This window comes from Promicromonospora aerolata, from assembly GCF_042682255.1.
Taxonomy (GTDB): Bacteria; Actinomycetota; Actinomycetes; order Actinomycetales; family Cellulomonadaceae; genus Promicromonospora; species Promicromonospora aerolata.
The window spans coordinates 1,103,493-1,124,450 of sequence record NZ_JBHUHF010000001.1; the positions used below are offsets into that span (position 1 = coordinate 1,103,493).

At 72.9% G+C, this 20,958-nt stretch carries 19 protein-coding genes; 8 read left to right on the plus strand and 11 right to left on the minus strand.

Features of this window, described 5'->3' with window-relative positions; genetic code table 11:
* The first annotated feature begins 172 nt into the window (after positions 1 to 172).
* Both ACFSL2_RS05000 and recQ read left to right on the plus strand, forming a co-directional pair.
* Positions 173 to 1,192, plus strand: a complete 1,020-nt coding sequence (locus ACFSL2_RS05000) for a LacI family DNA-binding transcriptional regulator (RefSeq protein ID WP_377196785.1) — start codon at positions 173 to 175, stop codon at positions 1,190 to 1,192.
* 34 nt (positions 1,193 to 1,226) lie between these two features.
* Positions 1,227 to 3,074 carry a DNA helicase RecQ gene (gene recQ, locus ACFSL2_RS05005; protein WP_377196786.1) on the plus strand — a complete coding sequence of 616 codons (1,848 nt, stop codon included), beginning with the start codon at positions 1,227 to 1,229 and terminating at the stop codon, positions 3,072 to 3,074.
* Here the strand turns inward: recQ and ACFSL2_RS05010 are convergent.
* Complete coding sequence (locus ACFSL2_RS05010) at positions 3,001 to 3,765, minus strand: GNAT family N-acetyltransferase (protein WP_377196787.1); 765 nt, start codon at positions 3,763 to 3,765, stop codon at positions 3,001 to 3,003. The two genes, recQ and ACFSL2_RS05010, sit on opposite strands and share 74 nt — an antisense overlap.
* A 31-nt stretch (positions 3,766 to 3,796) precedes the next feature.
* On the opposite strand from ACFSL2_RS05010, the gene ACFSL2_RS05015 reads away from it, so the two are divergent.
* Genes ACFSL2_RS05015 through ACFSL2_RS05025 form a run of 3 tightly spaced genes read left to right on the plus strand, consistent with a single transcriptional unit; the run spans position 3,797 to position 5,633 of the window.
* Positions 3,797 to 4,432, plus strand: coding sequence for a hypothetical protein (locus ACFSL2_RS05015; RefSeq protein ID WP_377196788.1), 636 nt, complete (start codon positions 3,797 to 3,799; stop codon positions 4,430 to 4,432).
* A gap of 1 nt (position 4,433) precedes the next feature.
* Positions 4,434 to 5,135, plus strand: a complete 702-nt coding sequence (locus ACFSL2_RS05020) for an RICIN domain-containing protein (protein WP_377196789.1) — start codon at positions 4,434 to 4,436, stop codon at positions 5,133 to 5,135.
* A 48-nt stretch (positions 5,136 to 5,183) separates the two neighbouring features.
* Positions 5,184 to 5,633: a nuclear transport factor 2 family protein gene (locus ACFSL2_RS05025; RefSeq protein ID WP_377196790.1), complete on the plus strand. Its 450-nt coding sequence runs from the start codon at positions 5,184 to 5,186 to the stop codon at positions 5,631 to 5,633.
* A gap of 4 nt (positions 5,634 to 5,637) precedes the next feature.
* Here ACFSL2_RS05025 and ACFSL2_RS05030 read toward each other — a convergent pair whose 3' ends face one another.
* From ACFSL2_RS05030 to ACFSL2_RS05040, 3 genes are all read right to left on the minus strand, one after another.
* Positions 5,638 to 6,126 carry a heme-degrading domain-containing protein gene (locus ACFSL2_RS05030; protein WP_377196791.1) on the minus strand — a complete coding sequence of 163 codons (489 nt, stop codon included), beginning with the start codon at positions 6,124 to 6,126 and terminating at the stop codon, positions 5,638 to 5,640.
* Positions 6,127 to 6,195: 69 nt separating this feature from the next.
* Positions 6,196 to 6,951 carry an SDR family NAD(P)-dependent oxidoreductase gene (locus ACFSL2_RS05035; protein WP_377196792.1) on the minus strand — a complete coding sequence of 252 codons (756 nt, stop codon included), beginning with the start codon at positions 6,949 to 6,951 and terminating at the stop codon, positions 6,196 to 6,198.
* 39 nt (positions 6,952 to 6,990) lie between these two features.
* Positions 6,991 to 8,892, minus strand: coding sequence for a glycoside hydrolase family 76 protein (locus ACFSL2_RS05040; RefSeq protein ID WP_377196793.1), 1,902 nt, complete (start codon positions 8,890 to 8,892; stop codon positions 6,991 to 6,993).
* 242 nt (positions 8,893 to 9,134) lie between these two features.
* On the opposite strand from ACFSL2_RS05040, the gene ACFSL2_RS05045 reads away from it, so the two are divergent.
* On the plus strand, positions 9,135 to 10,619 hold the full coding sequence (locus ACFSL2_RS05045) for an HNH endonuclease signature motif containing protein (RefSeq protein ID WP_377196794.1): 1,485 nt from the start codon (positions 9,135 to 9,137) through the stop codon (positions 10,617 to 10,619).
* A 102-nt stretch (positions 10,620 to 10,721) separates the two neighbouring features.
* On the opposite strand, the gene ACFSL2_RS05050 is transcribed toward ACFSL2_RS05045, so the two are convergent.
* Positions 10,722 to 11,816 (minus strand): GntR family transcriptional regulator, encoded by a 1,095-nt coding sequence (locus ACFSL2_RS05050; protein WP_377196795.1) that lies wholly within the window; start codon positions 11,814 to 11,816, stop codon positions 10,722 to 10,724.
* Between the two features lie 10 nt (positions 11,817 to 11,826).
* A complete protein-coding gene (locus tag ACFSL2_RS05055; protein ID WP_377196796.1) occupies positions 11,827 to 13,218 on the minus strand; it encodes a glycoside hydrolase family 125 protein in 1,392 nt (463 codons plus the stop codon).
* Between the two features lie 202 nt (positions 13,219 to 13,420).
* On the opposite strand from ACFSL2_RS05055, the gene ACFSL2_RS05060 reads away from it, so the two are divergent.
* The gene (locus tag ACFSL2_RS05060) at positions 13,421 to 13,618 is read left to right on the plus strand and encodes a hypothetical protein (RefSeq protein ID WP_377196797.1); all 198 of its coding nucleotides are present in this window, start codon (positions 13,421 to 13,423) and stop codon (positions 13,616 to 13,618) included.
* Positions 13,615 to 14,349: a GNAT family N-acetyltransferase gene (locus ACFSL2_RS05065; protein ID WP_377196798.1), complete on the plus strand. Its 735-nt coding sequence runs from the start codon at positions 13,615 to 13,617 to the stop codon at positions 14,347 to 14,349. Before ACFSL2_RS05060 ends, ACFSL2_RS05065 begins: the two co-directional genes overlap by 4 nt.
* Here the strand turns inward: ACFSL2_RS05065 and ACFSL2_RS05070 are convergent.
* The 5 genes from ACFSL2_RS05070 to ACFSL2_RS05090 form a co-directional block, all read right to left on the minus strand.
* Positions 14,339 to 15,283, minus strand: a complete 945-nt coding sequence (locus ACFSL2_RS05070; RefSeq protein ID WP_377196799.1) for a DUF808 domain-containing protein — start codon at positions 15,281 to 15,283, stop codon at positions 14,339 to 14,341. The genes ACFSL2_RS05065 and ACFSL2_RS05070 overlap by 11 nt on opposite strands.
* Before the next feature lie 120 nt (positions 15,284 to 15,403).
* Complete coding sequence (locus tag ACFSL2_RS05075; RefSeq protein WP_377196800.1) at positions 15,404 to 18,136, minus strand: NPCBM/NEW2 domain-containing protein; 2,733 nt, start codon at positions 18,134 to 18,136, stop codon at positions 15,404 to 15,406.
* 53 nt (positions 18,137 to 18,189) lie between these two features.
* The gene (locus tag ACFSL2_RS05080; protein WP_377196801.1) at positions 18,190 to 18,993 is read right to left on the minus strand and encodes an N-acetylmannosamine-6-phosphate 2-epimerase; all 804 of its coding nucleotides are present in this window, start codon (positions 18,991 to 18,993) and stop codon (positions 18,190 to 18,192) included.
* Positions 18,990 to 19,988, minus strand: a complete 999-nt coding sequence (locus ACFSL2_RS05085; RefSeq protein ID WP_377196802.1) for an ROK family protein — start codon at positions 19,986 to 19,988, stop codon at positions 18,990 to 18,992. Before ACFSL2_RS05085 ends, ACFSL2_RS05080 begins: the two co-directional genes overlap by 4 nt.
* On the minus strand, positions 19,981 to 20,907 hold the full coding sequence (locus ACFSL2_RS05090) for a dihydrodipicolinate synthase family protein (RefSeq protein ID WP_377196803.1): 927 nt from the start codon (positions 20,905 to 20,907) through the stop codon (positions 19,981 to 19,983). Before ACFSL2_RS05090 ends, ACFSL2_RS05085 begins: the two co-directional genes overlap by 8 nt.
* Positions 20,908 to 20,958: the final 51 nt, after the last annotated feature.

Genomic DNA, 20,958 nt, shown 5'->3' on the forward strand with positions numbered 1-20,958 from the left:
AGACCGACTTTGATATCCATAACAACCCCGTGAAACCGCACAACCTCAGGTCTCGGGCTGCGTACCTGGTGGAGCGCCTGTTATCGTCATCAGCGCGGCGGTACGATCAAGGCCGCAGCGACTGAGACGGGCGCACGACCGCGCCGCACGACGAGGAACGGCGAGGTGGTCCGTGACCAGGGCGTCATCGATGAACGAGGTGGCGCAGGTCGCCGGTGTCTCCGCGCAGACGGTCTCGCGCGTGCTGTCCGACCACCCGCACGTCAACGCCGCGACGCGCGCCAAGGTGCTGGCCGCGGTGGAGCAGACCGGGTACCGGCGCAACCGCCTCGCACGTGCCCTCGTCACGGGGCGCAGCCGCACGCTCGGCGTCATCACCCACGAGACGGACCACTACTCCACGTCGGCCATCCTGCTCGGTGCCCAGACCGCGGCACGCACGCAGGGGTACTTCGTCTCGACCGCCACGACCTCGTCGCTCTCGGCCCCCGACGTCGAACGTGCCGTCGAACGGCTCCTCGACCAGGGCGTCGACGGCCTGCTCGTGGCGGTGCCCCTGCGCGAGGACGCGTCGCTCGGCGACCTCACCCGTGGGCTGCCCACCGTCGTCGTGGACGGTATGCGGTCGTCCGCCACCGAGGTCGTCGCGATCGACCAGATCGAGGCGGGCCGTCTCGCGACCGAGCACCTGCTGGAGCTCGGGCACGAGACCGTCTGGCACATCGCGGGCCCCGAGTCGTGGAACGACGCCGCCGGGCGGACCGCGGGCTGGCGCACCGCCCTTGAGGAGGCCGGACGGACGGTGCCGCCGGTGCTCTACGGCGACTGGTCGCCCGCCTCGGGTTTCCGCAACGGAGCCCTCGTCGGGCGCATGCTGGAGGTCACCGCGCTCTTCGTCGCCAGCGACGAGATGGCGTTCGGCGCCATCCGGGCGCTCGTGGAGCTGGGCCGCTCCGTGCCGCAGGACGTCTCGGTGGTCGGCATGGACGACATCGCGCTGGCCGCCTATGCCGCTCCCCCGCTGACGACGATCCGCCAGCCGTTCCACGACATGGGCGGGCGTGCCGTCGAGCACCTGCTGGCGCTGCTCGCGGATCCCGGGACGGTGCACGAACCGGAGGTCGTGCATCCCGAGCTGGTGGTGCGGCAGTCCACCACGCAGGCGCCGGACCGTCCCGGCACCGCCTCGTGAGCCCGTGTGGGCGACCCCTGGCACACTGGCGGCCATGACCCTCCCGGACGCCGCCCTGACCGCGCCCGCCCTCGATGTGCTCCGTGATGTCTTCGGCTACGACGCGTTCCGCGGCGAGCAGCAGGAGATCATCGAGACGGTGGCCGGGGGCGGTGACGCCCTCGTGCTCATGCCGACCGGGGGTGGCAAGTCGCTGTGCTACCAGATCCCGGCGCTCGTCCGGCACGGGACCGGCGTCGTGATCTCGCCGCTGATCGCCCTCATGCAGGACCAGGTGGACGCGCTCGACGCGCTGGGCGTGCGGGCCGGGTTCCTCAACTCCACGCAGGACCCCGACCAGCGCCGGGCGGTGGAGCAGGCCTACCGGTCGGGCGAGCTCGACCTGCTGTACCTCGCTCCGGAGCGGCTCGGCGTCGAGTCGACCGCACGGCTGCTCGACCAGGGCACCATCGCCCTGTTCGCCATCGACGAGGCGCACTGCGTGTCCCAGTGGGGTCACGACTTCCGCCCGGACTACCTGCGGCTGGGCGAGCTGGCCGAGCGCTGGCCGGGCGTCCCGCGCATCGCGCTGACCGCCACCGCTACCCAGCACACCCGAGCGGAGATCGCCACCCGGCTGGGACTCACCACGGCCCGGCACTTCGTCGCCAGCTTCGACCGCCCCAACATCACCTACCGGGTCGCGCCGAAGGACAACCCGGGCAGGCAGCTGCTGGAGCTGCTGCGCACGGAGCACCCGGGTGACGCCGGGATCGTGTACTGCCTGTCCCGCGCGTCGGTGGAGAAGACCGCCCAGCAGCTGAACGACCAGGGGATCCGCGCCCTGCCCTATCACGCGGGGCTACCCGCCCCGGTGCGCGCGGCCAACCAGGCGACGTTCCTGCGCGAGGACGGCGTGGTCATGGTCGCGACCATCGCGTTCGGCATGGGCATCGACAAGCCCGACGTCCGGTTCGTCGCCCACCTGGACCTGCCCAAGTCGGTCGAGGGCTACTACCAGGAGACCGGTCGCGCGGGGCGCGACGGCCTGCCGTCCACGGCCTGGCTCGCCTACGGCCTGGCCGACGTGGTCCAGCAGCGCAAGATGATCGCCGAGTCCGACGGCGACCTCACCCACCGCCGCCGGTTGTCGTCCCACCTCGACGCGATGCTGGCGCTGTGCGAGACCGTCGAGTGCCGCCGGGCCCAGCTCCTGCGCTATTTCGACCAGGACCACCCCGGCAGCTGCGGCGCCTGCGACACCTGCCAGAACCCACCCGAGGCGTGGGACGGCACCGTCCCGGCGCAGAAGCTCCTCTCCGCCGTGTTCCGGCTGGACCGCGAGCGCAACCAGCGCTTCGGGGTGGGGCACGTGGTCGACATCCTGCGGGGCCGGGCCACGCCCAAGGTCGCCCAGTGGGGGCACGACGGCCTCACCGTGTTCGGCGTGGGCGAGGACCTGTCGGAGGCGGAGTGGCGGTCCGTCGCGCGCCAGCTCCTGGCGCTGGGCCTGCTGGAGGTGGACTCGAACCACGGCACGCTGCTGCTCACGGAGGCGAGTGCGGAGGTGCTGGGCCAGCGGCGCGAGGTACGGCTGCGGCGCGACCCGCGTCCCCAGGGCGGTGCGCGCCGGCCCGCACGCTCCGGAGGCGCACGCCCGGAGGCGGCCGCCCTGTCGGACGTCGACCAGGAGGTCTTCGAGCGGCTGCGCGCGTGGCGTGCGGCGACGGCCAAGGAGCAGGGCGTGCCCGCCTACGTGGTGTTCCACGACGCGACGCTGCGTGCCGTGGCCGGCGAGCGCCCGGCGGACCTCGATGCGCTGAGCGGGATCAGCGGCGTGGGCCAGGCCAAGCTGGACCGGTACGGCGACGGGATCCTGGCGGCGCTGCACGCCCCCCAGTAGCGGGCGGCGGTCCCGTCCGGACGTGCCGGTGCCCTTCGAGCGGGTAGACGGGTGGCCACGGCGGGAGCACGTCCTGCAGCACGTAGCCGGTCCGCTCCGCCACGCGGCACGAGGCCACGTTGTCCACCTGGTGCAGCAGCTCCAGGCGCCGCAGACCGTCGGGGCCGAACGTGTCGAAGGCCCAGGCGGTGACCGTCGCGAGCGCCCGGTGGGCCACGCCCCGGCCGCGGGCGTGGGCGGCCGTCCAGTAGCCGACCTCGGCGGCGGGCTCCCCGGGCGTGACCTCCCGGAGCACGACGTGACCGACCAGCCGGGGCCGCGCGGTTCGGATGTCATCGGTGGTTGCTGCGTCCGCGGCGTCCGCCGCGTCCTCCAGGACGGCGAAGGCGAACTGGTGCCCGTCCGACCAGCCGTCCTGGTGCTCCGTGATCCAGGCCCGGCCGGCGGCGTGGTCCCGCGGGGCCGCGGTGCTCCAGCGGCGCATCGCGGGGTCCTGGTACGCGGCGACCAGCGCGGTGACGTCGTCGTCGGCCCAGGGGCGGAGCGTGAGCGCCGGGGCCGACCGCGCCGCGGCCGCGGCGAGCGTGACCGCGTCGGGCATCAGGATGCTTGCTTCGTCGGGGGCACGCCCGGACCCTAGGCGGCGGTGCCCGAGCGGCGCAACGTCGCCCGTGGTGACGCGCTCGGGCACCGAGCGCTCCGGTGCGCCATAGGGTCAGGGCATGTTTCCCTGGCTCGAGATCGCCGGGTGGGCGGGTTCCGCCCTCATCGTGCTGTCCCTCACGCAGGCGCGCGTGCTCCGCTTCCGCTGGCTCAACCTCACGGGGTCCCTCGTCGCGACGGCCTACAACGCGATCCTCGGTATCTGGCCGTTCGTCGCCATGAACGCCGCGATCAGCCTCATCAACGTCTACTGGCTGCGGCGGCTGGACCGCGAACGCCACGACGCCGCCGTGTACGAGGTGGTCGAGGTGGCGCCCGACGACGCCTATCTGCTGCACGTGCTGCGCACCCACGCGGCGGACATCGCGACCTTCGCCCCGCGGTTCGAGCCGGTGCCCGCGCCGGAGGAGCAACGCTGCGCGTTCCTGGTGCAGCGGGGCGACGAGACCGTCGGCGTGGTGGAGGTGCGCGATGCCGGCGACGGGGTCGGCGTCGTCGCGCTCGACTGGGTGACCAGGCGGTTCCGCGACTTCACGCCCGGTGAGTTCGTGTACCGCCGCAGCGGGATCTTCGCGGCGAAGGGGTTCGACCGCGTCGTCGTGCCGCAGGCCGACCGGAGCGACCTCGCGTACCTGCGCGGCGTGGGCTTCCGGCCCGAGGGGTCCGCGTGGGTGCGGGACGTCGTGGCGCAGTAGGGTGCGGCTCGCACGGACGAACGTCGTCGGGCACGAAGGGAAGCGTCAGGTGTACGACCAGGTCACTCCACGCAGTCGCCGCCCCCTGGGGGTGATCGCGTGGGGGCTCGCCGGCGTGCTGGCACTCGGGGCGGTGCTCGGCACGGTGTGGGTGCTGACGCGTGACGTGTCCGAACCGCGGAGCGCGGTCACCGCGAGCCCGACCGCGCCGGGTCCGGCTCCCTCCAGCCCGGCCGCCCCGAGTCCGAGCCAGGTCGCGTCGGCCGCCCCGAGCACGCCCGCGCCGAGCCCCGTGACCGATCCCGCTCCGCCGGCGCCGGCGGTCGTCAGCCTCCAGGGCGCTGCCTCCGGCCGGTGTCTCGATGTGCCCGGTGGTGCGGCCGTGGACGGCGCCGCCCTGCAGGTCTACGACTGCACCGGCGCCGAGGGGCAGCGGTGGACCGCGTCCGCCGCGGGAGAGCTGCGCACCCTGGGTTCCATGTGCCTGGACGACCCGAGCGGCGGGCAGACCGGCACCGTGGTCACCGTCTGGACCTGTCACGGTGGCCCGAACCAGCAGTGGGGGCCCCAGGCCGACGGCACGATCCGCAACGCCGCTACGGGGCTGTGCCTCGACGTCTCGGACGCGGGCACTGCCAACGGGACGCCGGTGATCGTGTACGACTGCCACGCCGGGGACAACCAGCGGTGGTCGATCTCGTGACACCGGCCGGGACGGGCAGTGTCACAGGCTGCCGGTAGCGTCGCCGCCATGACCGAACCGACGGCCGTCGTCCGCGCCTACTGGGAACTGATGCAAGCTCGCGACTGGACGGGTCTGCGCCGGGTGCTCGCACCCGACGTGGTCGTGGAGTGGGCAGCCGGCGACGAGCAGTTCGTCGGTCCGGACGCCGTGGTCGGTGTCAACCAGGAGTATCCGGAGGGCTGGTCCGTCCACGTACGCGGCATCGTGGCCGACGGCGACACGGTCGCCAGCGACGTCGAGGTCCCCATGGAGGGGGTCAGCGTCTTCCGCGTCGCCGCGTTCGCACGCGTCCGGGCCGGCCTGCTCGTCTCCTCCGTCGAGTACTGGATCGGGGTCGGCACCGAGCAGCCGCCGGATTGGCGTGCCAGGTTCTCCCGACCCGACGGGGCGCCGGCCAGGGGTCTCACGGACGCTCGTCCGCAGGACCCGTGGCCGGCACCCCGTCGGCCTCGGTGAACGCTCAGGCCGCGGGCCGCGACCCGACCAGCTCGCGCAACGCCTCGACGACGAGGGCGTGGTCGTCCTGCTGCGCCAGACCGGAGACGGTCACGACGCCCACGATGCCTACCCCGGCGACCCGCACGGGAAACGCACCGCCGTGCGCGGAGAACTCCTGGAACGCCAGGCCGTGGTCGGCGTTGAAGTCCCGGCCCTTCGCTCCTGCGCGCAGACCGACCAGGTAGGACGAGGCACCGAACCGGTAGACGACCCGCACCTTACGGTCGATCCACGAGTCGTTGTCGGGCGTGGTGCCGGGCCGCGCCGCATGGAACACCTGCTGCGTGCCCTTGCGGATGTCGACGGTGACCGGCAGGTCGCGCTCGGTCGCCAGCTCGACGAGCCGGGCGCCGAGCTGCCAGGCCTGGTCGTGCGTGAACGTGGTCAGGACCAGCTCGGCCTCCTGGGCCTCGACCTCGGTGACTGCTGCGGTGATCTCGGATTCGCTCATGGCCCCATCCTGCCTTCCGCCGACCCGCACGAACGCACAGCAGTCCGACCACCCGGCGACGCCTGACCGCTAGCCGAACGGGCCGCGCGCCGACACGCCGCCGTCGATCACCAGCCGCTGTCCGGTCACGTACGACGCCGCGTCGCTCGCCAGGTACACCGCGGCGTCGGCCACCTCGTCGCTCCTGCCGTACCTGCCGACCGGGATCGGGTCGACCCAGCCGTCGGGCGCCGGGTTGACGGGCGTCGCGATCGCTCCCGCGACCACGACGTTCATCCGGATGCCGTCGGCCGAGTACTCGGCCGCGACGGTCCGGGCCAGGCTGAGCAGCCCGGCCTTCGCCGCGCCGTAGGCCGCCTGGTGCGGCGCGGCCATGATCCCCGTCACCGACCCGACGCTGACGACCGATCCGTGGCCCTGCTCGAGAAACACCGGCAGCACGAGCCGGACCGCCCGCGCCACGTAGCGCAGGTTGAGCTCGTAGACGAGGTCCCAGTCCTCGTCGAGCATCTCGTGCAGCTTCACCGCCGGGACGAGCTCCAGCTGCCCGCCCACCACGGTGACCAGCGTGTCGAGGCCGCCCAGGTCACGCACGGCGGCAGCGATCGCAGCAGCCAGCTCGCCCCCGTCACGGACGTCGACCGCCAGCGCCACGGCCGTCGCCCCGGCGGCACGGAGCTCGTCCGCCGCCTCGTCCGCGCGCTCCGGATCCCGGTCGGCCACGGCCACGGCGGCCCCCTCCGCGCCGAACGCCCGCGTCACCGCGCGGCCGATCCCGCCGCCGCCACCGCCGATGACCAGTACCCGTCTGCCCTCGAGTCGCATGGACCCGAACCTACCGCGCGCGGTGCGGACGGCCCGGGCTCAGGACGTGCCGAACTGGGCCGAGACGTGGTAGACCCCGCCGCCCCACCCGTCCTCGGTGAAGGCATCGGTCACCCGGAGGTAGACCGCCTTGTCGGGTCCCAGATGGGGCGTCAGGTCGAGCGTGTGGTCGGCCTTGTTGGAGCTGTCGCGGATCTGCTCGTCCTCGGCCAGGACCGTGGTCCAGCTCTCGCCGTCGGGTCCGACGTCGACCACGTACTGGTTGTCGATGGTCAGGGTCACCTCGGCGGAGGTGGCCTCGGCCGGGAACGGGAACTTGTAGATGAAGTGGCTGGTGCCGTCGGCGAACCGGCTCCCGACATGGCTCAGCCCGGATCCGCCGGCGTCCCAGAGCCATGCGAGCTCCTGCGTCGACCCGGCATCGAAGTCGATGGTGCTCGCCACCTGGATCGTGGCCCGGGTCGTGTAGGTGAGACCGGGCCGGGCAGTGACGGTCACCGCCACCGGATAGCTGCCGTCCTCGGTGTCCGCGGGCACCGAGACATCCAGCGGTACGCTCGCCCGAGCCGGGGTGCCGTCGCCCGCCGACGCCAGCTCGACCCGGCTCCTGACCGGGTCCACGGTCCAGCCGTCCGGACCGCTGACGCGCACGTCCACGTGGACCGGCCGCCGGCCAGGAGACGTCGCCGCCACCTCGACCGCGGTGCGCACGGACGACGCCGCGCCCGGGCTGGGCATCATGACGAGCTGGGTCGGTGACATCGTCGCGGACAGGGACCGGCGCGGCGCGTCCTGCGGAACGTCGGCGATCAGGGCGCTGAGGGCGCTCGCCTGGGTGCGCCAGTCGAACACGTTCGGCGACGCCTCGCTGCTCGCCCCGGCCCACCGCAGGCCCAGCCGCTCGGAGGAGTCGCGGTCGTTCGCCCAGATGGTCTCGGCCTGGCGGTCGACGAACGCGTCGTAGCGCGGCTCGTCCGTGCTGTCCGCCAGCTCCGTGAAGTAGCGCATGAAGATGCCCTTGAACTGCTTCTGGTTGTCGTCGCACGTCCGCCCCAGCGGATCGCACGACTCCGTCAGCACGCCGTCCGTGACCAGCTCGTCGGACGCGAGCGCGGCGTCGGCCAACCGCTGTGCGGTAGCCAGCAGCTCCGGGTCACCGGTCGCTCGCCACAGCTCCAGGGGGGCGCCGATCGCCAGGCCCTGGTTGTAGCTCCAGACGGTGTCGCCGTTGCTGGCGCAGTCGTCGGTGAGCCCGTCGTTGACCAGGCCGTCCGCGTTGATCATCCCGCTGGCGAGGTACCAGTCCCAGGCTTCCTGGGACCGCTCCAACCAGGCCGTGTCACCCGGGATCCGGTTGTGCAGCTCGGCGGTCAGGCGGACCCACTGCCCGTTGGTCACGGCGTTCTTGTAGGTGCGCTCCTCGTTCCACCAGATGCCGCCGCCGCAGGTGCTCGGGTCCCAGAAACCATGCATGAAGTCCGCGATGGTCCCCGCCATGTCGAGGTACTTCTGGTCACCCGTCAGGTCGTAGGCGGTGACCCAGTTCAGCGCCCACCATCCGGCATCGTCGATGGCCCGGCTCGTGAAGTTGCCGTAGATCTCGTCCGTGGACCGCTCGCCGGCCGGGAACGGACCCTTGTTCGTCTCGAAGCTGTGGTCCAGCTCGTCGAGATAGCTCCGGTCGCCGGTGCGCTTCATGTAGTCGCCGATCGTCTGCAGGGCGACCGCGGAGTTCCACCAGCTCGACGGGAACCACGCCTTCTGCTCGTCGTAGGAGTCCAGCAGCACCTCCGTCGCGACCCGGGCACGGGCGACCTCGGTCGCTCCGGACGCCGCCGGAAGCTGTGGGGGTGGTGCCGCTTGGACGGCGACCACCGGCTGAAGGCCGACGAGCACGGCGAGGCTGAGCAGGACCAGGCGGATGCGACGCAGCATCGACATCGATGAGCTCCTCCCCCGGGCGCGACGTTGCGTCCCGGATTCATCGCAAAACCTACATTAGGAACAGGTGAAATGCACCTACCTGAGTGGATATCCCCCGTCGGCCGGGTTTCGGCACCCCCTGCCCGGCGGGCAGACCGCCGGGTGTGATGTCAGTGGTGGCCATTAGGGTCGAACACAGGTCCGCAGGGTTGGCACGGCTCAGCATGTCTTGCCATGAACAAGATGAGGAGGTGTTAGGTATGTACGCAGGTCAGACCGCAGGTCTGGACTGGCCGCCGTCCGTCGTACCGGTCGTGCTGTGCCCGGTGGAGATCCTCCAGCAGGCGCTGGCCGGTGCACCCGGCGCCCAGCTGGCCCGGGTCGTCGCCGACGCCACGGACCGGGCCACCGAGCTGGACCCCGATCTGCTGGCCGAGCTGCCCGACGACGCACTCGCCGACCTCGCCACGGCGTGCGGACGCCTGCAGTCCTGGGCCGCTGGTCTCCAGGCCCGGGTCGTCGCCGAACGGGCCGCGAGGGAGACCAACCCGTTGGCGCACGCGTCCCTGGTCGGCCAGGTCACCAGCGAGCTCGTCGTCACGGAGCGGGAGGCGACCGAGGTCGTGGTCCGGGCCGAGTCCGGCACCCAGCACCCCACGGTGATCGCGGCGCTGGTCGCCGGGCGGATCGACGTACGCAAGGCGCACACCTTGCTGCGGTCGGCGACGCAGCTGACGGTGGCTGAGCGGACGGAGGCGATCACGCGGTTCCTGCCCCAGGCGCCCCGACGGACGTGGAAGTGGCTGCAGACCCGGATGCTCGCGTTCGCCAAAGCGCGCCACGCTGCCGGCGAGGCCGCGAGGGCCGCGGCGGAGCAGCGGTGCGTCCAGGTGGACCGTGCGGAGAACGACATGGGCTGGCTCTCGGCGTACCTGCCGGCTGTGGACGCGGCCGCGGTCTGGGGCGTGGTCGACGACATGGCCCACCAGCTCCGACACGTCGCCGGTGAGGACCGCACGCTGGGCCAGCTTCGCGCGGACTCCCTGACCGGGATCGTCACCGGGCGCCTCGTGCCCACGGACCGGTACACCGCGACCGGCACCTCCACCGCGACCGGCACCGGAGCCGACACGGCGACGAGCACCTCCCCGGCGGAGGCGACCGCCTGCACGTGTGGCGGACGGGCACCCGTCGTGCACGAGACGGTCCAGGTCGTGCGAATCACGCCGACCAGGCCGGTGGTGCGGGTCACGGTGCCGGCAGGCACGCTGCTCGGCCTGGGTGACGCGCCAGGTGACCTGGCGGGCTTCGGACCGATCCCCGCCGACACGGCACGCCTGATCGCCGAGGACGCGACCTGGCAACGCCTCGTCACCGACCCCGTGACCGGGATCCTGACGGACTACTCCACCACCACGTACCAGCCCGGCAAGCTGCTGCGCGCCGCGGTCCAGGCACGTGACGAGACATGCACGTTCCTGACCTGCGACGTCCCTGCCGTCCGGGGCGACCTGGATCACGTCGTGCCCTTCGACCACGACCCAGCGGCCCGACCACCTGGGTCCCCTGGCCAGACCCGCGCGCAGAACCTCCAGCCACTGTGCCGCCGGCACCACCTGCTGAAGACGCACGCCGGGTGGGGCGTCGTCCGTGACCCTCTCAGCGGTGTCACCACCTGGACGGCTCCGACCGGCCGCACCCACGCGCGACCACCGACGGTCCTGGACACGCATGTCACGACCTGACCCTGCGCGCCCTGACCGGCCGGCCTCTGCGACACGCCCGTGCCACGGCCGAACGCCCGTCCGGCGACGACCGGCCGCCCTGCTGAGCCGGACGCCGCGCGCTCAGCGCGTCGAGCTGCCCGGCACGAGCTCGGTCGGCAACGTCACCTTGGTGACCTGCCCCGCGCCACGGACCTGCGCGAGCACGAGGCCCACCGCCTCGCGGCCCATGCGCGCCTCGTCCTGCCGGAGGTGCGTGAACCGGTAGCGCGCCTGGTCGTGGAACGCGTCCGGGTGGTCGAAGCAGACGATGCCGAGGTCGTCGGGCACGGTCCGCCCGGCGCGCTGCGCGGCCTCGCGGAGCAGCACGGCGATGTTGTACTCGGTGGCCACCAGCCCCGTCAGCTCCGGATGGGTGGCGAGGAACTTCTCGAGCTCGCCGAGGTCGTCGTCGGGCGCGACGCCGCTCCCGGGGATCGTGGACCGGACCTGCCGGAACTGGTGGGCCGGGTCGAACGGGACGTGCCGGGTCGCGTGCGCGTCGATGACGCCGTCGAGCCGGTCCTGCACGGTCGAGACGCTGTTCGCGGCAGAGACCAGCCCCACGTGGTCGTACCCCGCCGCGAAGAGGACCTCGGCGGCCTGCCGCCCCGCCGAGACGTTGTCGGAGCAGACGGACGTCACGGGGACGCCGTCGAACACGCGGTCCAGGATCGCCACCGGGAACGACTGCGTGATGAGCTCCAGGACCGCCGGGGGCACGTACTGCGACGAGCTCGGTTCGAGGATCAGCCCCTGCACGCCGTCGGCCACGAGCGCCCGGACGATGTCGTCCTCGGCCTCGCGGCTGCCGAGACTGCGCTTGACCACCACGTTCGCGACGCTGCCCGACGCGTCGACCAGCCCGGCGAGCACCCGCGTGCCGAAGGCGTCGTCGAAGTCCGTGAGCACGCACCCGATCAGGGGCGTGGGGCCGCCGCCCGCACCGACGGCGGCCGTGGCGGTCTCGCTCACGACGACGGTGCCGAGCCGTGGCCTGCGGGTGATGTAGCCGTCGGCACGCAGCAGGTCCATCGCGCGCTTGAGCGTGATGGCGCTGACCCCGAGCTGCTTGGTCAGCTCGGTCTCGGCGGGCATCCGGTCGCCGACCCGGTACGTGCCGGCGTGGATCGCGTCGCGGAGCTTCTCGTACACCTCGAGGTAGAGCGGCTGGCTCACGGGTGCCCTTTCACCGGTCGGAACTGACCGGTGAATCTACCGTGGTCCGCGCCGTGGGGGCGATGACCGGGCGACGGTAGGTGCGCAGGCCGGCGACCTCGAGGGCGAGCTCGCAGAACATCGCGTTCGCCCAGGAGAACCACTCGCGGGTGTAGACGGCGGGGTCGTCGACGTGGAACGACTCGTGCACGGCCCCGGTCCCGGCGTCGGTCGCCAGGATCAGGTCCAGCAGGCGGCGGGCCTCGTCCGGGTCGGTGGAGGTCAGCCCCTGGATCGCCAGGGCGATCGGCCAGACGTGGCCGGCGGGCGTGTGCGGGCTGCCGATGCCGGCGGCTGCCGACCCACGGTAGTAGTACGGGTTGGCGTCGCTGAGCACCAGGTCGCGGGTGGCGGTGTAGAGCGGGTCGTCGGCGGCGCACCAGCCGAGCAGCGGCAGGGACAGCAGGCTGGGCGAGTTGGCGTCGTCGGCCAGCAGCACTCCCCCGCGCCCGTCGACCTCGTAGGCGTACACGTCCTCGCCCCGCGGTCCTGGGACGACGCCGTGCTCGCGGATGCCGCGCTCGATGTCCGACCGCAGGGCCGCGGCGTCGGTGGCCAGGGCGTCGTCGTGCAGCACGTCGGACGCGATCCGGCCCAGGTGGCCGAGCGCGACGGCGGCCAGCGCGTTGCCGGGCACGTTGTACCCGTACCGGCAGGCGTCGTCGCTGGGCCGGAACCCGGCCCAGGTCATGCCCGTGTACGCGACCCGCGGGCCACGCCCGTCCCGCACCAGCGTGTCGGACGGCGGGCAGTCGTCCCGTTCGAACGTGTACGGGGAACCCTCGTGATGCCGCTGCTCGGCACGCCACAGATCGACGACCGTGCGGGCGACCTGCCCGAACCGCTCGAGGTGGTCCGTCCGGCCCGTGGCGCACCACAGGTCGTGGGCGAGCTGCACCGGGTAGGCGAGCGAGTCGATCTCGTACTTGCGCTCCCAGACCCACGCCGACTGCCTCGTGTCCGACTCCCCCGTGCCCGACCGCCCCGTCCGGTCCCGGTGCCCGGCACCGGTCGGGCCGTCGTTGAACGCGTTGGCGTAGGGATCGTGCAGGATCGAGGACTGCTGTCGGCGCGACACCGCGGCGACCGTGTCGGCCAGCCGCTCGTCCGCGCCGACGAGGTGCAGGAAGGGAGCGAGCTGCGTGGTGGAGTCGCGGAGCCACATCGCCGGGATGTCCCCCGTGATCACGAAGGCGGTGCCGTCCGGGTGCCGGGTGATCGTGCGGGCGAGGGTGTCGGACATGCAGCGTCCGACGGCGTCCGCGATCCGGTCGCCGAGCCGGTCGGCCACCGCGCCGACGAGCCCGGCGAGGACCTCACGGGTGTACAGGGCGGGCGGGCCGGACGCCGGCGCGCGCGTCATGACCCGGCCGCCGTCGGCGCCGCCGCAGTCCTGCTGAACCTCATCCTCAACCTGAACCTCATCGCCCGTCTCCTCCTCGGCCGTGCCGTCGGCGGCCTGACCTGCCGAGGAGCGTACGAACGGATTACCACCATGTCAAAGTATTGCAATAGTGGTAATAGTCGTCAGGCTAGCGAGCCATCGGCACCACCTGGCGATCGGCGTGCTGAGCGCCGTCGCGGAGGCCGGGCTCGACGCGCGCGACGTGTCGGTGGTAGGCGACGACGACATCCGGATCGCCCGCCAGGCTCCGCGAGCGGCGTTCGAGCACGGTGCCGCGCCACGCGTGAGCCGCTGGAATGCAGCTGGTCGGGCGCCCGTTGGGATGGACGTGAACCTCACGTCCGGAAACCTCGTATGAGCATCATCGACACGGACCGCCGCGCCCCTCGGGAGGCAGCGGACGACCCCGTCCTGGACAACCCCGCCTGGTCGGCGCTCACGGGCGCGCACGCCCACCTCGCCGAGGGCGGCGACCTCGCCCGCCGCTACCCGGCCGACGTCTCGCCCTTCGCCGCCGTCCGCACCTGGGACGACCCTGGCGTCTGGGACGCGATCGTCGACCTGGTGGGGCACGGCGCCGAGTTCCCGGCGCCGCCCGAGTCGGTGGTGCTGCCGCCCGGCTGGGTCCGCGGCGACGTCTTCCAGGGCGCCCAGCTCGTCGAGACCGGCCGCCTGCACGGCCGGCCCGACGACGAGGCGGTGGTCCTCGGCGCCGCCGACGTCCCCGCGATGCTGGACCTCGTGGCGCGCGCACAGCCCGGCCCGTTCCTGCCGCGGACCTACCTGCTCGGCCGGTACGTCGGCATCCGGCGCGACGGGCAGCTCGTGGCCATGGCCGGCGAGCGCCTGGCGCCCGCCGGCTGGACGGAGATCAGCGCCGTCGCCACCGACGAGCGGCACCGCGGGCAAGGACTGGCCTCGCGACTCGTCCTGGACGTCGTCCACCACGCCCACGAGCGCGGCGCGCGCGCCATGATGCACGCCTCGGCGGGCAACACGAACGCGATCCGGCTCTACGAGCGTCTCGGCTTCCGGCTGCGTCCGGGGAGCCTGACGTTCGGCACGGTGCGCACGCCGGTCAGTGGCTGACCGGCTCGTCCTTCTTCTTGCGGGACGGCAGGAGGTGCATGACGGCCACCACGGCGGCGCCGACCACCAGGCCGACGATCGCCGAGCACAGCGTGTTGAAGAGCCAGCCGAGCGTGCCGCCGAACGCGCCGGTGCCGTCGTGGATCGCCACCTCCAGGTGGTGCACCCAGTCGTACGGTGCCGGCACCCAGCCGGTGCCGTCCACCCCGAGATTGACGAGCAGGATGTGCCCGCCCACCCAGAGCATGGCGATGGTGCCGACCACGGAGATCACGGCGAGCACCTTGGGCATGGCCTTGACCAGGCCCCGGCCGACCGTCTGGGAGAACCCGGACTCGTACTGGGCCAGCCGGAGCCCGACGTCGTCCATCTTCACGATGGCCGCGACGATGCCGTAGACGATGATCGTGATGACGAACGCGACCACGACGAGGATGGCGAGCCGGGACCAGAAGGGTTCGGTGGCCACCTCGGCGAGTGCGATCACCATGATCTCGGCGGAGAGGATGAGGTCGGTGCGGACGGCGCCCGCGATCATCTTCTTCTCCGCCTCGGGGCTGACCTCCGTGGCCGGCAGCACGGCGTCGTGGTGACCTGAGACCTTGTGCCAGATCTTCTCCGCGCCCTCGTAGGCCAGGTAGGTGCCACCGATCATGAGGATGATCGGCAGCAGCCACGGCAGGAACTGGCTGAGCAGCAGCGCGGCCGGGAGGATGAAGAGCAGCTTGTTGCGGATCGAACCGATCGCGATCTTCTTGACGATCGGCAGCTCACGCTTGGCCGCGACGCTGCGCAGGTACTGCGGTGTGACGGCGGTGTCGTCCACGACGACACCCGCCGCCTTCGCGGTCGCCCGGCCCGCGGCCGCGCCGACGTCGTCGATCGACGCCGCGGCCAGCTTTGCCAGCACGGAGATGTCGTCCAGCAGTCCCATCAGTCCACCCACGGCACGCCCCGCTCCGATCGATGTGTCGTCATGTCCGCAGCCTATGCAATCCGGACCGGTTGCCGGGCATCGACGGCGGGCCACGTGCCCCCGGACGACACGGGGCCGTCAGGCCTGCCCGCACTCGACGCGCGCGTCGGCCCAGTCAGCGTGGTCGAAGTTCTTGCCGTCGCCGCCGTCCGACACGGCCAGGCGCAGCCGGCGGACGTCGGTGACGTCGACGTCGAGCGGCACGCCGCCGTCGGCCGCGGTCAGCACCGGGGTCTCGGTCAGCAGGACGCCGTCACCGTAGACGTGGAACCGGACCGATCCGGGCCCGGTCACCTCGTCGTCGATGCCGACCACCGCGCGGAACGCCGTGCACGTGCCGCCGAGCCAGGCGGTCAGGGAGCCGGGGGCGTGCATACCGATCCCCTTGGCGTAGGTGACGCCCGCGATCGTGATCGGCTGCCCGTCCCCCGCGACCGCCTCACCGTTCGACGCGTCGCGCTCGACCGGGCCGTAGCCGTTGGACTCCTCGATCCAGTCGAGGTCGGAGACGTGGTGGTCCCCGGTCAGTGCCGGCGGCGTCACCCACAGCGTGGCCTGGTTCGCCGCCGTGTAGCGACCGGTGCCCGAGTCGCCCGGCGCGCCGGCGGCACCCGTGGCGCGGTAGGTGACCGTGACCGGCACCTCGTGCGTGCCCGTCGCGCCCTGTGGCACGCGCACCTGCCAGGTGATCCGGGCGTCCTGGCCGGCGGGGAGCCGGGTGACGGTCCGGGTGCCCTGGTCCGCCGTCCAGCCGTCCGGCAGCTGCGGGGTCAGCCGCACGCGGGTGACGTCGCGATCGGCCACCGAGAACGTGGCCTCGACCTCGACCGTGCTTCCCGGCTCCACGTCGGCCTGCACCGGCTCGACGGCGAGCGCCGCCGCCGGACGCGCCTCGACCGGCTCGAGGCAGGTCGTGCGGCCCTCGGTCGCCGGGCACACCACCGCGGTGAAACCGCCGTTGTTCGCGGTCGGCACCTCGAGCGTCTCCCCGATCGCAGCCCGGACCGTGGTGTGCACGGTGGCCGACCCGTTCGTACCGTCGTCGGCGAGCAGGTCGACGACGACGTCCTGGCCGCCCCTGCCGAGACCGTCCAGCGGCAGGTGCAACGGCTCACCGGAGCCCGCGCGCATGCCGCCCACGAACCACCGGTCACCGGACCTGCGCGCCAGCACGACGTCCTGCCCCGGCGTTCCGCTGAGCAGCCGCACCTCGTCCCAGGTCGTGGGCAGGTTCTGCAGGAACGGCATGGCGTCCGGCTCGTCCGCGTACCCCTCGGGCTTGTCCGAGATGTGCTGCCAGCCGGACTCGTACACGACGCTCATCGCCACCTGCTGCGCCTTGGACGTCTTGTCGTTGTCGCGGGAGAAGACGACGGGCGTGAAGTCCATCGAGCCCGTGATGTTGCGCGTGAACGGCACGATGAGGCTGCGCTCGGGGCTGATGCCGTTCTCCATGCCGCGCACCGACTCGTAGCTCATGATGTGCGGCCACGTGCGCTGCAGACCCGTCGGCAGCGCCGACCCGTGGAAGTTGATCATCAGCTCGTGCCGGGCGGTGTCCCGGGCGACGGCGTCGTACCACTGGTGGATCTCCTGGGAGTCGGAGTCCATGAAGTCGACCTTGAGCCCGCTCACGCCCCACGACTTCAGCCGCGGGAGCCACTCGTCGCGCTGTTCCTGCGTGCGCAGGTCCCGGCTGTGGAACCAGGCGATGACGTCGACGCCCTGGGTGTGGGCGTAGCGGACGGTGCGCGGCACCCAGCTCGCGTCCCAGCCCTCGTCCAGGAGCACGTACTCCCAGCCGTTGCGCGCCGCCAGGTCGACGAAGTCGCGCTGCCGCGCCTCGTCACGCGGGCTGTTCCAGTCGGTCAGCCAGCTCCAGCTCGAGCGGCCGGGCTTGATCCAGGAGGTGTCCTGCCCGTCGAGCTCGTTCGGCGTGGCCAGGTCGTCGACGAGCGTGGAGCCGACGACGGCGGGCAGGTCGCCCATGATCGCCACCCGCCACGGTGTCGAGAGCTCGCCCGCCGAGGTCACGGGCCGGCCCTGGAACAGGTCGACGTCGTAGCGCAGCGAACCGGGCGTGTGCGTCAGGTGCGCCCCGGAGTAGTCGCCGTGCAGGTCGGCCTCGGTGACCAGGACGTACCGCTCGGCCTGCTGGAACAGCACAGGGAATCCGACGCTGCCGCTGCCGTTCCCGGCCGCCGCGGTCGTGGTGGTCCACTCCGCCTCGTAGTTGACCGCGTACGAGCGCTGCATCCAGGCCGGCCCGTCGGTCGCCGGCTCCCAGCTGCCGGACTCCTCGTCCACGCGGTGCGCACCCGGACCGTCGAGCAGGTAGCGGTAGGCGACGCCGTCGTCGGACACCCGCACGGCGACGCCGAGGCGTGCGCCGTCCGCAGCCTCGAACGTGAACACCGACTCCTCGTGGACGTACGACCGGCGTGTGCTCTTGCCGGTCGTCATCGTGTACGTGTCGGACACCGTGCGGTCCTGCCGGTCCACGAGCGTCAGGCCGGTGGTGAGGTCGCCGTCGCTCCCCCGCAGCCCCAGGCGCGTGGCCGAGAGCACCGTGTCGCCGTCCGCGACGACGTCCAGTGCCACCTGCCCGGAACCGTCCAGCCGCAGCACCCCGTCCAGGTCGGAACCTCGTGGTCCGCTCACCCGCCAGGGCGATCCGGTGCCCGCCTCGTCGGTGGCGGGGGCGGCACTCGCGGAGCCACCCACGACCACCAGGCCGCTCGCGACGAGCGCTAGTGCTGACACCGCTGTCACAGCGCGGAGCGCCAACCGGCGCGCGGGTATGAGCTTCACGAGGTCTCCCTTGACTCCGGAGGTGCACGGCGCCCAGCGCGCCGTCGGTCAGGCTAGGGAACTCGGTCGTCCCGGTCAACCGTTTGATCAGAACCTATGACTGACACGAACCACGAGGTGAGCGTCGTGGGGTGGGTGATGGCCGTGCCCACGCAGACGCTGAACGCGCCGCGTGCCATGGCAGCCGCCGCCTGCGCAGGCGTGTGCACGCGCCCCTCGACGACCACGGGGAGCGAGCAGGCCGCGACCATCTCGTCGACGAGCTCGAGGTCGGGGCCGTCGGTCCTCGGGCGCTCGCCCGTGTAACCGCCGAGGGTCGTCCCGAGCAGGTCGACGCCGGCGTCCTGCGCGGCGCGCGCGTCGTCGAGCGAACCGCAGTCGGCCATGATCAGCACGTCGGCCGCCGCGCGCAGCCCGGCCACCGTCTCGGCGAGGGTGCGCCCGTCCGGCCGCGGACGGCGGGTCCCGTCCAGCGCCACGACGTGCGCCCCGGCGTCCGCCACCGCGAGCGCATGGCGGAGCGTGGGCGTGATGAAGACTCCGTCGGCGCCGTCCTTCCACAGGCCCACGACGGGGACGTCGACGACGGCGCGGACCGCGGCGATGTCCTCGGGGCCCTGCACGCGCACGGCCGCCGCGCCGCCGGCGACCACGGACCGGGCGACCTGAGCGGTAGTGCGCGGGTCACGCATCGGCTCTCCGGGGTACGCCTGGCACGAGACCGTCAGGCGCCCGCGCATCGCGTCCAGCACGCGCGCGTGGTCCCGGTCGGCGGCGGAGCGCGCCTCCCCGGGCGTGCGCTCCTCCGGGGGGCGGACCGGTGTCCTGCGTCCTCCGGTCATACCGTCCTCGGTCATACCGTCCTCTCCGTTCGGTCCAGCAGGTCCCACGCGCCGCGCGCGGAACCGACGATCGCCGCCGCGCCGCCGAGCGCCGCTCGGCGCACCGGTAGGCCAGCGAGCACGTCGACGACCTCGGCACGCAGCGACCGGTCGAGCGCCGACCACCAGGCGTCCCCCGAGCCGGCGACCCCTCCGCCGACGACGACGATCTCCGGGTCCAGCACGGTCACGACGCCGGCGATCGCGCGCCCGAGCGCCGTCGCCGACTCGCGCACCGCCCGGTCGGCCAGGCCGTCGTCCCGCTGCGCCCTCGCGACGACGTCGCGGGCGTCCTTCGCGGCCGGGTCGCCGCCGAGCGCCAGGTAGCGGCGGTGGATCGCCGGGCCCGCCGCGACGGCCTCGAGGTGGCCGGTGCGGCCGCACGGGCACAGCAGGCCCTCGGCGCCCGGTACCGGCATGTGGCCCAGCTCGCCCGCCAGGTGGTGGGCGCCGCGCAGGGGGCGTCCGTCGAGCACGACCGCCCCGCCGACACCGGTGCCGACAGCCACGAGCAGCGCGCTGCGGGCCCCGGCGGCGGCACCTCGCCAGGACTCGCCGGCAGCGTGGGCGTCGACGTCGTTCTCGACGAACACTGGCACCGGCGCGGTCCCCCGCACGGTCAGGCGGTCGCCGACCCCGCCGGCCACGTCGGTCCCGCGCCAGTGTGGGAACGTGTCCGTGGCGGAGACGATCGTGCCGCCCACCACGTCCACGACCCCGGCCGTGCCGATGCCCACGGCGCCGAGCACGGTCGACGGGCACGCCGCTGCGTCGGCCGTCACGGTCCGCACCAGCGTGGCGACGGCGTCGAGCACTGCGTCCGGGCCGGCGCTCGCCGGGGTGGGGGTCGTGTGTACCGTCCCCCACCCGCCGTCCGCACCGACCGTGGCCGCCGCGATCTTCGTCCCGCCGAGGTCCACCCCGACGACGACCCGACCGGTCACCGCCGGACGCACCGGCGTCTCAGCCATGCAGGAGCCCCGCCTCACGGGTGATCGCCTCGATCCGGTCGGCGACGTCGCCGTCGAGTGCCTGGAGCGGGAACGACAGCGCGGCAGTGTCGATGAGTCCCTGGCGCTGCACGGCCACCTTGAAGGCACCCACCCCCGCCGCGTCGCCGGACCGGCCGTGCGCCTGGAAGACGATCTCGAACAGGGCGGCCAGCCGCTCCTGCTCCTTGCGCGCGTCCTCCCACTTGCCCGCCTGTGCCAGGTCCCACAGCCGGACGTACCCGGCGGGGTCCACGTTGCCGAGGCCCGGCACGACGCCGTCGGCGCCGAGCAGGAGCATGCCGTCGACGACCACCTCGTGGCCGGTGAACAGCGCGAGCGGCGACCCGGCGGCGGCGTTCGCCGCGACCAGGCGCCGGAACGCCACGTCGTCGCCCGAGGAGTCCTTGACCCCCGCGAGCACGCCGTCGGTGCCGAGGCGCACCATCAGGTCGACCGGCAGCTTGGTCCGCACGCGGACGGGGATGTCGTAGGCGAACAGCGGCACCTGCACCGCCGCCGCGACCGCGCGCAGGTGCCGTTCGATCTCGTCGGTGTCGTTGATCGCGTACACGGGCGGTGTCGCGACGACGGCGTCCACGCCGGCTCCGACCAGAGCACGCGCCTGCTCGATCACGCGCGCGGTCGTGAGGTCGATCGCGCCGCCGAGGACCGGCACCCGGCCGTCGGCCGCCCCCACGACGGTCCGCACCACGAGGTCGCGCTGGGCGTCGGTGAGGTAGGCGACCTCGCCGGTCGAGCCGAGCACGAACACGCCGTGCACGCCGCGTTCGACGAGGTGCCGCACGAGGCGGTCCAGGGACGCCACGTCCACCTCACCGCCGGCGGTGAGGGGAGTCAGGACGGGCGGGACGATCCCGCGGAAGAGGGGCGTGGTCACGTGAGGCTCCGGTTCTGGTGCTGAGGTGGTCCGGCCTGAGGCCAGGGGTGA